This window comes from Amycolatopsis rhizosphaerae (assembly GCF_007713715.1).
Taxonomy (GTDB): Bacteria; Actinomycetota; Actinomycetes; order Mycobacteriales; family Pseudonocardiaceae; genus Amycolatopsis_E; species Amycolatopsis_E rhizosphaerae.
This window is the reverse complement of record NZ_VJWX01000193.1, coordinates 1-12443: the sequence shown is the minus strand read 5'-3', so window position 1 is coordinate 12443 and position 12443 is coordinate 1. Positions and strand designations below refer to the sequence as shown.

Annotated in this window: 9 protein-coding genes; 3 read left to right on the top strand and 6 right to left on the bottom strand. The window is 71.3% G+C overall.

The window, feature by feature from the left end:
* Positions 1–1034, top strand: a 1034-nt coding sequence (locus tag FNH05_RS19465) for a thioesterase domain-containing protein (protein ID WP_144590130.1), incomplete at its 5' end; no start/stop codon positions are given.
* Positions 1031–1897, top strand: coding sequence for an alpha/beta hydrolase (locus tag FNH05_RS19460; protein ID WP_186382628.1), 867 nt, complete (start codon positions 1031–1033; stop codon positions 1895–1897). The genes FNH05_RS19465 and FNH05_RS19460, both read left to right, overlap by 4 nt.
* Before the next feature lie 24 nt (positions 1898–1921).
* On the opposite strand, the gene FNH05_RS19455 is transcribed toward FNH05_RS19460, so the two are convergent.
* Positions 1922–2584 (bottom strand): histidine phosphatase family protein, encoded by a 663-nt coding sequence (locus FNH05_RS19455; RefSeq protein ID WP_144590128.1) that lies wholly within the window; start codon positions 2582–2584, stop codon positions 1922–1924.
* A 62-nt stretch (positions 2585–2646) separates the two neighbouring features.
* The gene (locus tag FNH05_RS19450) at positions 2647–4257 is read right to left on the bottom strand and encodes an acyl-CoA synthetase (protein WP_144590127.1); all 1611 of its coding nucleotides are present in this window, start codon (positions 4255–4257) and stop codon (positions 2647–2649) included.
* A 128-nt stretch (positions 4258–4385) separates the two neighbouring features.
* On the opposite strand from FNH05_RS19450, the gene FNH05_RS19445 reads away from it, so the two are divergent.
* The gene (locus FNH05_RS19445) at positions 4386–6035 is read left to right on the top strand and encodes a bifunctional 3'-5' exonuclease/DNA polymerase (RefSeq protein ID WP_246127832.1); all 1650 of its coding nucleotides are present in this window, start codon (positions 4386–4388) and stop codon (positions 6033–6035) included.
* 21 nt (positions 6036–6056) lie between these two features.
* Here the strand turns inward: FNH05_RS19445 and hrpA are convergent, their stop codons facing one another.
* The 4 genes from hrpA to FNH05_RS19425 form a co-directional block, all read right to left on the bottom strand.
* The gene (hrpA, locus tag FNH05_RS19440; protein WP_144590125.1) at positions 6057–9950 is read right to left on the bottom strand and encodes an ATP-dependent RNA helicase HrpA; all 3894 of its coding nucleotides are present in this window, start codon (positions 9948–9950) and stop codon (positions 6057–6059) included.
* A gap of 148 nt (positions 9951–10098) precedes the next feature.
* Entirely contained in the window at positions 10099–10944 is an 846-nt protein-coding gene (locus FNH05_RS19435) for an SDR family oxidoreductase (protein WP_144590124.1), read from the bottom strand.
* A 93-nt stretch (positions 10945–11037) separates the two neighbouring features.
* Positions 11038–11733 (bottom strand): response regulator transcription factor, encoded by a 696-nt coding sequence (locus FNH05_RS19430; protein WP_144590123.1) that lies wholly within the window; start codon positions 11731–11733, stop codon positions 11038–11040.
* Positions 11730–12443, bottom strand: a 714-nt coding sequence (locus FNH05_RS19425; protein WP_144590122.1) for a sensor histidine kinase, incomplete at its 5' end; no start/stop codon positions are given. The genes FNH05_RS19425 and FNH05_RS19430, both read right to left, overlap by 4 nt.

The following is a 12443-nucleotide window of genomic DNA, read 5'->3' as shown; positions in this document are numbered from 1 at the left end:
GGGTGTGGCGGGAGGTGCTGGGGCGCGAGGCCGGGGTGACCCAGGACTTCTACGGTCTCGGCGGTGACCGCGAGCACGCCGAACGGGTCACCGCGCTGCTGGCCGAACGCAGCGGGCGTGAACTCACCATCTCCGAGCTGTTCGAGCATCCCACGATCGAACGGATGGCGGCGCACCTGCGCGAAGAGGAGCACGGAAGCGGCCCGCTGCGGGTGTTGCGCGGCCAGGGCAGCAAGACCCCGCTGTTCTTCTTCCACCCCGGCGGCGGGGACACGACCGTCTACACGCAGCTGACCCAGCTGCTCGATCCGGCCGTGCCGGTCTACGGTTTCGACCGTCTGGAAGGCGTTTCCGCGGTGGAGGACCGGGTCCGCCGGTACCTGCCGGAACTGCGGGCCGTGCAGCCGCACGGGCCGTATCGCCTGGCGGGCTGGTCGTTCGGCGGTTTCCTCGCCTTCGAGACGGCCCAGCAGTTGCGCCGCGCCGGTGAGACGGTCGAGGTGCTCGCGATGATCGATTCGATCATCCCGCTGCCGAACGACACCGGGCTGTCCGATGTGGAACTGACCGAACGGCGCTTCGAACGGTTCGGGGAGTTCCTCGAATCCAGCTACGGCCGCAAGATCAGCCTGAACTACGAGAAGCTGGCCCGGCTGGACGACGAGAGCCAGGTGCGGCTGCTGGTGGACACCATGCAAGCCGAGGGCCTGGTGAACAGCGCGGTCAGCGGGGCGATCCTGAACCACCAGCGCACCTCGCTGCTGGACACGCGCTCGCTCGAACGCTACCTGCCCCGGCCCTACGACGGCCCGGTCTCCTTCTTCAGCGCACGGGACCTCACGCCGGGCGGCCTGCGGGACCACCGCTTCGACCGGCGGGACCCGGCCCGCGGCTGGGACGCGGTGTGCCGCGACCTCGACGTCATCACCGTCCCGGGACACCACCTCTCACTGCTCGATCCGCCCAATGTGGACGAAATCGGGCGGCGGCTGAACGTGGTGCTGGCCGCCGCGCGACTGGCGGCCGGACGGTGAAGGTCCTCGCGGACCGGGAAACCGGGGAGGGCCTGCGCGAGATCCGGGTGCATTCGCCCGCGCTGGGCCGCGAGGTCTCGCTCGCCGTGCGCACCCCGCCGGGCTGGCGGCCCGGCGACCACGGCCGCCACCCCGTGCTCTACCTCCTGCACGGCTCGTCGGACGACCACACCTGCTGGCGAAGGCATACCGATCTGCTGCGGCTGGCGGCCGGTTCCGGTCTGCTCGTGGTGATGCCCGACGGCGGCAGGCTCGGCTTCTACACCGACTGGCGCGTGCCCGATCGCGCCGGAACCGTGCCCCACTGGGAGACCTTCCACCTCGACGAGGTGCGCACCCTGCTGGAACAACGGTTCGGCGCGGGCGAACTCCGCCTGGCGGCGGGCATTTCGATGGGCGGCTACGGGGCGCTGCGGTACGCGATGCGGCGGCCGGGGATGTTCCGCGCGGTCGCGTCGCTGAGCGGCCTTGTCCACCTGACCCGGCCGGGCATGGGGGCGCTGCTGGGCCTGTTGTCGGTGCGGGAGGGCATCCCGCCGGGGCGGATCTGGGGGCCGCGGCGCCGGGCGTTCGCCACCTGGGCCGCGAACGACCCGTGCCGCCATGCCGAGGCGTTCCGCGGCACCGAGGTGCTCCTCGCGGCGGGAGATGGAACGCGAGTTCCGGGCGAGGAGACCGTGCCCGGCATGGGCCTGATCGAGCGCACCGCGCGGGCCGCGAACGAGGAGTTCGCCGAGCGGCTGCGCACCGCCGGTGTGGACGTGACCACGCATTTCACCGCGGGCACGCATTTCTGGGGCACCTGGCGCGCCCACCTCGCCGCACTCTGGCCCCGTCTCACCGCGCCGCCTGAGTCCGCCTGAGTCCCGGGAACAGGAGCGTGGGGCTCAGCGGTAGGTGAGCAGGCGCGAGGACTGGCCGTCGAAATGGGAGTGTTCGTTGAACGACAGCAGGGTGGTCCCGCTGCGCCCGGACACGATCTTGGTGATGCTGCCGTTCACGGTCACGCGGTTGAGCTTGAGCAACCCCACTTCCGGGGTGCCCAGCAGCAGGCCGGTGAGCGTGCCGATGACGCCGCCGGAGGTGAACACGACCGCGTTCTCGCCCTTGCGCAGTCCGGTGACCAGGTCCTCGAGCGCGCCCCGCACCCGGGCGAGGAACGCGGGCCAGGTCTCCGCGCACGGGCTGCCGTCACCGGCGCCGATCCAGGCGGAAAGCGCCGCGTCGAGCACCCCCTGATAGCTGCGCGAGTCCAGTTCGCCCTGGGTCACCGCGCCGCCGTGGTGGGTCACTATGTCGACATGGTCGTACTCGTTCCACCGCGGGTCTTCCTTGGCGGGCGTTCTGATCCCCAGCCAGTCCAGCACCGTCTCGGCCGTCTTCCGCTGCCGTGCCAGCGAACCCGTCCTCGCCTCGGTGAACCGCATGTTGCGGCGCAACAGCTCCGCACCGACCACGGCACCCTGTTCGACGCCAACGCCGGACAGGCGGTCGTAGTCCTCGGCCCCGTAGGAAGCCTGACCGTGCCGGATCAGGTAGATCGCACCCATTCCCGCAGCCTAACCGCACTGCCCACGGTTCAGCCCGGGAGTGCGAAGGTTCTCACTCCCCGTCACTTCAGGCGGTCCCGGAGCACCTTGCCGGTGGCGTTGCGCGGCAGCCGTTCGACGAACTCCACGTCCCGGGGCACCTTGTAGCGCGCCAGGTTGGACTTCACGAAGGACCGCACCGTGTCCGCGTCCAGATCGGACCCCGGCTTCCGCACCACGACGGCCTTGAGCCGCTGGCCGAACTCCTCGTCGGGCACCCCGATCACGGCGGCCTCGACCACGTCCGGACGCTCGACGAGCAGGTTCTCCACCTCGGCCGGGAACACGTTCTCGCCGCCCGAAACGATCATTTCGTCGTCGCGGCCGTCGATGAACAGCAGTCCGTGCCGGTCGAAATGGCCGACGTCGCCGGTGGACAGCAGGCCGTCGATGACCTCCTTGGTGCGCCCGTCGGTGTAGCCCTGGAAGCTCAGGCCGCTGCCGACGAACACCCGCCCGGTCACGCCGGGTTCGGTGATCCGCCGCCCCTCGTGGTCGTAGAGCACGACACGGCAGCCGACGGGAGGACGGCCGACGGTGCCGGGGGCAAGGCGCCAGTCCTCGGGGGTGGCCACGGTCGCCACCGCAACCTCGGTGGAACCGTACAGATTGTGGATCACGTCACCGAAGGCCGCGGTGGCGCGGTTGCCGAGGTCGGGCGACAGCGCCGAACCGGCGACGAAGATGATGCGCAGCGACGAGGTGTCGTAGCGGGCGAGCACCTCGGGGCCCAGGTCGACGATCCGCTGGAGCATGGTCGGCACCAGCACCAGCGTGGTGCAGCGGTGTTCCTCGACGGCCCGCAGCGTCTCCTCCGGGTCGAACCGCCGTCGCACCACCACCTTGCAGCCCAGTGCGAAGGACAGCATGAACTGCGACACCCCGGTCGCGTGGAAGATCGGCGCGGCCAGGAAGGTGCACTCCCCGGCGCGCAACGGGATGCGGTCGAGGAACTGCGCCGGGGCGAGCAGCGACACCGCGCCGCGGGGGGCGCCCTTGGGGGTGCCGGTGGTGCCGCTGGTGAGCAGGACGAATCCGCCGAGCCGCGGCGGCAGCGGCACCGGGCGGTCGTCGGTGCTGGCGATCAGCTCGTCGAGCACCGGGACCTCGTGCCGCTGGAGCGGATCGTCGGTGTCCACCCAGGCCAGGTACCGGTCCACGTCCTCACCCACCGCCGAGAGCAGTTCGGTGAACTCCTGGTCGTGGACGAGCACGCCGACCCGCTCGCGCCGTGCCACGTCGGCCAGTTGCGGTTTGGCGAACCCGGTGTTCATCAGCAGCAACCGCGCCCCGAGCTTGCCCGCCGCCGCCATCGCGGTGACCAGCTCGCGGTGATCGCGGCAGAGCACCGCGATCACGGTGCCCGCCGTGACGCCGCGGGCGGCCCAGGCGCGGGCCAGCGCGTTGGACCGCAGGTCGAGTTGTTTGAAGGTGAGCGGCCCGCGCTCGTCGACCAGCCCCACCGCCGTCGGGTCCCGCCGCGCGGCCACCTGGGTGGACGCGGCGAACGGGCCGATCCGGCGCATCGCGACGAGCGCCTGCAGGCCTTCGTCGATCCGGGGGAAGGGGATCAACCCGGCCTTCCACATCACCTCGATGCTGCGGACCGTCTCCGCCACCTTGCCGACCAGCATTGGGGCAGGCACCTCCGTTGGCCCATCGCCGTACCGCGAGTATGCAGGCTACTGGAGAGTAGTCAGCGGTTTCAACGCCCATGGCGGGCGAGGCCGAAAATGTCGGGGGTGCGGCGCACAATCGGGGTGTGCACATCTACGCCGGCCAGGAGGACGACGGCACCTACACGGTGCTGACGCCTGCGGGCAGGCGGACCCTCGAGGCAGGCGAACTGCCCGCCCACGTCGCCGGACTGGAGCGGGAGGGGCCGCGCTGGGTGGTCCCGTCCGTGGAGCGGATCTACCCGCCGCTGCTGGCGGCGGGCGTGCGGCTGGGCCGGTGCCACGACCTGGCGCTGGCCGAAGGGCTGCTGCTGGCCCACGACGGTCGCGGCGGGGAACCGCGCGGCCTGGCCGCCGCGCTGGCCAGGGTGAACGGGCTCACCCCGCCTCCGGACGAAACCGGTCCCGCCGACAGCCAGCCCGCGCTGTTCACCCCGCGCGGCTCCGGGCTCCCGCCCGGGGTCTCCGTGGTGGACGCGGCGAAGGCGGTGCTGGAGTCCCAGGAGCGGCGCCTGCGCGCCACCGAGGCGCCCGGCCGCCTGCGCCTGCTCATCGCCGCCGAATCGGCGAGCGCACTGGCCGCCGCCGAGATGAGCGCCGACGGCCTGCCCTGGCGCGCCGACGTGCACGACGCGCTGCTCACCGAACTGCTCGGCCCCAGGGTGCCCGCCGGGCAGCGGCCGAGGAAACTGGTCGAACTGGCCGCGAAGGTCAGCGAGGCCTTCGACGGCAAACCGGTCAACCCCGACAGCCCGCCCACCATCGTGCGCGCCTTCGGCCGCGAGGGGATCTCCATCCCCTCGGCCAGGGCGCACGTGCTGCGCAAGATCGACCATCCCGCGGTGCCCGTCCTCATCGAGTACCGGGAACTGGCACGCCTGTACTCGGCCAACGGCTGGGCGTGGCTCGACGAATGGGTGCGCGACGGGCGGTTCCGGCCTGCCTGGGTGGTCGGCGGCGTGGTGTCGGGCCGCTGGGCCAGTCAGGGCGGCGGCGCGCTGCAGATCCCCAAGACGCTGCGGGTCTGCGTGCGGGCCGATCCCGGCTGGAAGCTCGTCGTCGCCGACGCCGCGCAACTCGAACCCCGCATCCTGACCGCGCTGTCCGGGGACCGGGCGCTGGCCGAGGTCGCCGCCTCGACCGACCTCTACAGCAGGCTGGCGGAGGCGATGTTCCCGGTCGTGGACGCCGAATCCCGGGGGCGCGCGAAGATCGCCATGCTGTCGGCGATGTACGGCGGCACGGCGGGCGAGGCCGCCTCGCTGCTGGCCCTGCTGCGCCAGCGCTTCCCGGCCGCGGTGTCCTATGTGGAGCGCGCCGCGCGGGCGGGCGAGCGCGGTGAGCGGGTGCGGTCGAGGCTCGGCCGCACCTCACCGCCGCCGTCGGAGTCCTGGCGGGCACTGACCGGCGCGGCCGACGCCGACAACGGCCGCGCCCGCCAGGCCGCCCGCGACTGGGGCCGGTTCACCCGCAACTTCGTGGTGCAGGCCAGTGCCGCGGACTTCACCGCGGTGCTGCTCGCCCTCCTGCGGCAGCGCCTGCCCGCCCCCGCGCACCTGGTGTTCTTCCAGCACGACGAGGTCATCGTGCACGCCCCGGAGGAACTGGCCGACCGCATCCCGGCGATCATCGACACCGGCATGGCCGAAACGGCCGCCCTGCTCTTCGGCGCCTCCTGCCCGGTCCGCTTCCCCCTGCACACCGCCGTCGTGGACACCTACGCCGACGCGAAGTGAAAGGCGCGCAAGAGGATTCCGCTAAGCACCGGAAACGGCGTCGTCGAGCGCTCGGACGATGCGTTTGACGGAAACGGGATGAGCGGTGCCCAGGTTCTGCGCGAAATAGCTCACCCGCAGTTCTTCGATCATCCACCGCACGCCGGTCAGCGCCGGGCCGGGCTCGATACCCGGCGGCAGCGCGGCCACCGCCTGCCGGTACTCCTCACGCAGCCAGTCCAGATCGGCGAGCAGTTCCCCGTCGCGGGCAGCGGCGTTGCCGAGCTTGTCCAGCCTGCGCTCGATCGCCCGCAGGTAGCGGACCAGGTTCGGCAACCGGTCGAACCCGGTGGCCGTGACGAATCCCGGGAACACCAGCTCGTCCAGCTGCCGCCGGATGTCGGCGAGCGAGGGCGCCGGGCCGCGGGTGTCGGCGAGCCGGGCCTCGGCATCGTGCGCGGCACGCAGGACGCGCTCCACTTCGGACAACACGTCCAGCACCAGCGGGTTCACCCCGCCCCGGACCTTTTCCAGCAGTACGGCGAAGCCCGCCTCGTCCCACACCGGGCCGCCGTTGTCGGCGATCAGCTTGTCCACCGCGCAGTTCACGCAGTCTTCGAGCAGCCCGGCCACGCTGCCGTGCGGATTGCGGCCGAGCACCAGCTTCGAGGTGTTGCTCAGGTTGCGGTTGATGAACTTCATCGGCGAGGGCAGGTTCAGCCGCAGCAGTTTCCTGGTGCCGAGCCACATCTGCTGCCGCTGCTGCACCGGTGTGTCCAGCATGCGCACGGCCACCGTCTCGCCCTCGTCGACCAGCGCCGGATAGGCCCGCACCTCGTGGCCGCCGCGCGCGCTCTCGAACACCTTGGGCAGCTCACCGAAGGCGGGGCGGGTCAGCCCTTCCCGCTCGATGCTGGTGGCGGCACGGGAGATCGTGGCCCGCACCTGCGGGCTCAACCGGTGTTTGAGCGCTTCGAGATCCTTGCCCTCGCCCAGGTTCCGGCCCTTTTCGTCCACCACGCGGAAGGTGACGCGCAGGTGGTCCGGCACCGCGGAAAGCTGCCACGCTTCGGGCGGCACTTCCACCCCGCGCAGCCGTTCGAGCACGCGCGCGAGCACGTCGAGCAGCGGGCCGTCCTCCGGTTTCGCCTGGGAAAGCACGAGTTTCGCATGGTCGGGCGCGGGCACGAAGTTGCGGCGCAGCTGCTTGGGCAGCGATTTGATCAGTGCCGTGACCAGTTCCTCGCGCAGTCCCGGCACCTGCCAGTCGAAACCGTCGGGCACGACCTGGTTCAGCACCGGCAGCGGGATGTGCGCGGTCACGCCGTCGGCGTCGGCGCCCGGCTCGAACTGGTAGGTCAGGGCCAGGCTCAGCGGGCCCTGCGTCCAGGTGTCGGGATAGTCGGACTCCCTGACCTGGTCCGCCCCCTCGTTGAGCAGCATGGCCTTTTCGAAGTTGAGCAGATCCGGCTGCTCCCGCCCCGCCTTCTTCCACCAGGTGTCGAAGTGCCGGGCGGAGACCACTTCCTCGCCGACGCGCTGGTCGTAGAACTCGAACAGGGTCTGGTCGTCGACCAGCAGGTCGCGGCGGCGCGCCCGGTTTTCCAGGTCCTCGACCTCGTCGAGCAGGGCCCGGTTCTCCGCGAAGAACCGGTGCCGGGTGTCCCAGTCCCCCTCGACCAGCGCGTGCCGGATGAACAGCTCCCGCGAGGTCTCCGGATCGATGCGCCCGTAGTTGACCTTGCGGCCGACCACCAGCGGCACCCCGTAGAGGGTGACCCGTTCGCTGGCCATCACCGCGCCGCGCCTGCGTTCCCAGTGCGGTTCGGAGTAGGTGCGTTTCACCAGGTGCCCGGCGAGCGGCTCGATCCACTCCGGTTCGACGCGGGCGTTGACCCTCGCCCACAGCCGCGAGGTTTCCACCAGTTCCGCCGAAACCAGCCAGCGGGGCTGTTTCCGGAACAGCGCGGACCCCGGGAACACGCCGAACCGCGCGCCCCGCGCGCCGAGGTAGTCACCGCTTTCCGGGTCCTTGAGGCCGATGTGCGACAACAGACCGGCGATCAGCGAGATGTGCACGTTCTGCGGATCCGCCGGTTCGCTGTTGAGCGTGATGCCCAGCGGCTTGGCCAGCTGCCGCAGCTGGCTGTAGACGTCCTGCCACTCCCGCACCCGCAGGTAGTTCAGGAACTCGGCCCGGCACAGCCTGCGGAACTGGTTGCTGGACAGCGACTTCTGCTGCTCGCGCAGGTACTCCCACAGGTTGAGGTAGGCCAGGAAGTCCGAGGTCTTGTCGGTGAACCGGGCATGCTGCTGCCGCGCCGCCTCCTGCTGGTCGGCAGGCCGCTCGCGGGGGTCCTGAATGGACAGGGCCGAGGCGATGATCATCACCTCGCGGACGCAGCCGTTCTTCGCTGCCTCCAGCACCATGCGGCCGAGGCGGGGATCCACCGGCAACTGGGCGAGCTGCCGCCCGATCGGCGTCAGCCGGTCCTTCGCCCCCGGCTCCAGTGCGCCGAGCTCCTGGAGCAGCTGGACACCGTCGGCGATCTGGCGCCGGTCCGGCGGCTCCACGAACGGGAACGCCGCGATGTCGCCCAGCCCGAGCGAGGTCATCTGCAGGATCACCGAGGCGAGGTTGGTCCGCAGGATCTCCGGATCGGTGAACTCGGGGCGGGACAGGAAGTCTTCTTCGGTGTACAGCCGGACGCAGATACCGTCCGAGGTCCGGCCACAGCGGCCCTTGCGCTGGTTGGCCGAGGCCTGGGAAACCGGCTCGATCGGCAGGCGCTGCACCTTGGTGCGGTGGCTGTAGCGGGAGATGCGGGCGGTGCCAGGGTCGATCACGTACTTGATGCCGGGCACGGTCAGCGAGGTCTCGGCCACGTTGGTGGCCAGCACGATCCGGCGGCCGGTGTGCCTGCTGAACACGCGATGCTGGTCCGCGGCGGACAGGCGGGCGTACAGCGGCAGGATCTCCGTGTTCCGCAGGTCCTGTTTGGACAGTGCGTCGGCGGTGTCACGGATCTCCCGCTCCCCGGACAGGAAGACCAGGATGTCGCCGGGCCCCTCGGCGCACAGCTCGTCCACCGCGTCGCAGATCGCCTGCACCTGGTCGCGTTCGGCATCGAGCTCGGGGTGGTCCGGATCGACGATCGGGCGGTAGCGGACCTCGACCGGATAGGTGCGCCCCGACACCTCCACGATCGGCGCGTCACCGAAGTGGCGAGAGAAGCGCTCGGGGTCGATGGTCGCCGAGGTGATGATCACCTTGAGGTCGGGGCGGCGCGGCAGCAGCTGCTTGAGGTAGCCGAGCAGGAAATCGATGTTGAGACTGCGCTCGTGGGCCTCGTCGATGATCAGCGTGTCGTACTGGCGCAGCATCCGGTCGCCCTGGATCTCGGCGAGCAGGATGCCGTCGGTCATCAGCTTGACCAGGGTGTCGTCGCCGCTGGTGTCGGTGAACCGCACCTTGTAGCCCACCGTGGCGCCCAGTTCGGTCTTCAGCTCGGCGGCAACCCGTTCGGCGACCGTGCGGGCGGCCAGCCGCCGCGGCTGGGTGTGGCCGATCTGCCCGCGCACGCCGCGGCCCAGCTCCAGGCAGATCTTCGGCAGCTGGGTGGTCTTCCCGGAGCCGGTCTCCCCCGCCACGATCACGACCTGGTGCTCGCGGATGGCGGCCGCGATGTCGTCCTTGCGCCGGCTGACCGGCAGTTCCTCCGGGTACTCGATCTTCGGCACGCTCTCGCGGCGCAGCTGCGCACGCAGCTCGGCGGCCTCGATGTCGGCCGCGATCCGGGCGGCCACCTGCTCCTGGTCGCGCGCCTTGCGGGCACCGTCGATCCGGCGACGGAGCCGGTGCTCGTCGCGCAGGGTCAACTCGGGCAGCCTGGCCCGCAGGTCGGCAAGGGGGGAGCGCACCGTCGATTGAGACATACGGCGTCCAGGATAGCCGTGAGGTGATCGCCCGGCCCCCGAATATCGTGTGGCCCACGCTGCCCTCATCCCGGACGTTGGCCGTGAAGGGTCCCTTCACAGCCGATATGGCCGTGAAGGGACCCTTCACAGCACAACCCCAGCGCGCTCAGTCCGCGTCGTCGGCGCCCCGGGCGCGGGCTTCGTAGGCCCGGCGCTGTTCGTTGTCGACCCGGGTGGTGAAGGCCGTGGCCATGCCGGTGGCGCGGACGAGGAAATCGCCGATCCGGCGGGGCACGAACTTCTGACCGGCGACCAGGGCACCGGCCAGCCTGGTGACACGGACGCGCGGCCTCGGCGCCGCGATCAGCTCGACCACGGCTCGGGCGATCTCCTCGGGCTCGGCGTTGCGCACCACCTTGTTCCCCGTAGTCCCCGAGGACAGCTCCGTGTTGGTGAAGGTGGGCAGCACGGCGGAGAACACGACGCCGGTGCCGCGGTGTTCGAGCCGGGCGGCTTCGGTGAAACCGAGGACCGCCGCCTTGCTGGCACCGTAGGTGGCCAGCCCCGGCACGAGGAGCTCCCCGGCCAGCGAAGCGATGTTGATGACGTGCCCGCGGCCGCGGGGCAGCATCCGGCGCAGGGCGAGCTTGCTGCCGGTGATCACCCCGAAGACGTTGATGTCGAGGATGCGCCGGGTCACCTCGTCGGGTTCGTCGGCGAGGACACCCACCGGCATGATGCCCGCGTTGTTCACCAGCACGTCGACCGGGCCGAGTTCGCGTTCGACCCGGTCCAGGAAGGCGGCGAACGACTCCGGGCTGGTGACGTCCAGCGGCCCGTGGACGCCGATGCCGAGTTCCTTGGCGGACTCCTTCAGCCGGATCTCGTCGACGTCGCCGATGGCGACCGACGCGCCGAGCCGGTGCAGCGCCCTCGCGGTGGCGAACCCGATGCCGCGCGCACCGCCGGTGATCACCACGACCTTGCCGCGGACCTGCCCGGTCACGTCCATACTCCCGTTCCTCCCACGTCGCAGAAATGCGGAGTCGTTTTTGACAGAACATCCTGTCAACTGTGGGTAGTCTCAATCAGGAAGAGCAGCCTGTCAAGATTGGTTCCGCTCTGCCGAACCGGGGGTGACCAGCCCGGTCTCGTAGGCGAGTACGACCGCCTGTGCCCGGTCCCGCAGCGACAGCTTGGCGAAGATGCGGGCGACATGCGTCTTCACCGTCGCCTCGCTGAGGGTGAGCTCCTCCGCCAGTTCGGCGTTCGACCGGCCCCGCCCGAGCAGGCCGAGCACCTCCAGCTCGCGCGGGGTCAGCGCGGCGAGCGCGGGGTGCTCGCGCGGATCGGGCCGCGGCCCGGGCGCCGCCGGCGCCGCGAACCGTTCGACCAGACGACGGGTGATCGACGGCGCGAGCAGCGCGTCCCCGGTGCCGACCAGCCGCACCGCGGCGACGAGGTGTTCGGGCGTGACGTCCTTGAGCAGGAAGCCGCTGGCCCCGGCCGCGAGCGCGGCGTAGACGTAGCGGTCGAGGTCGAAGGTGGTCAGCATGAGCACGCGGCATCCGGGCAGTTCCGCCAGGATGCGGCGGGTGGCCTCCAGTCCGTCCAGATGGGGCATGCGCACGTCCATCAGCACCACGTCCGGTCGCAGCTCCCTGGCCGCCCGCACCGCCTCCACGCCGTCGGCGGCCTCGGCCACCACCTCGATCCCGTCCGCGCCCAGTATCATCCGGAACCCGCGGCGGACGAGGGCCTGGTCGTCGGCGATGACGACGCGCGGCGTGTCGCCGGTCACGGGCGCGCCAACGGGATCCGCGCCCGCACCCGGTAGCCACCGCCGAGACGGCGCCGGGCGTCGAGGTCACCACCGAACACCGCGACCCGCTGCCGCAGGCCGAGCAGTCCCCGCCCGTCCCCCGGCGCTCCCCGCGGGCCCGGCCGGCCGCCGGACAGCACGCTCGGCCCGGTGTTGGTCACCTCGATGCGCAGATGGCGTTCCCCGTACCGCACCGTCACCTCCGCCTGTGCCCCGTCGCCGTGCTTGAGCGCGTTCGTCAGTGCCTCCTGGACGATCCGGTAGGCGGTGAGGTCCACTCCGGACGGCAGCGGGCGCGGCTCCCCCGAAATGCGCACCTCGACCGGCAGCCCGGCGAACGCGATCCGGTCGATCAGGGGACTCAGCCTGCCCAGACCGGGCTGGGGGGTCAGGTCCTCCTCGTCCTCCCCCGCCGCCGACGGGGCGAGGACGCCGAGCAGGTGCCTCAGCTCGGTCATCGTGTCGCGCCCGGCCGCTTCGACCGCCCTCAGCGCCTCGGTGACCTCCGCCGCCTCCCCCGGATCGCGGTCGAGCACCCGGCGGGCCGCACCGGCCTGGACCACCATGAGGCTCACGTTGTGGCTGACGATGTCGTGCAGTTCACGGGCGATCCGGGCGCGCTCGGCGTCGATCGCCTGCCGGGCCGCGGTTTCGCGCTCCCGTTCCAGCAGCCAGCTCCGCTCCTGGAG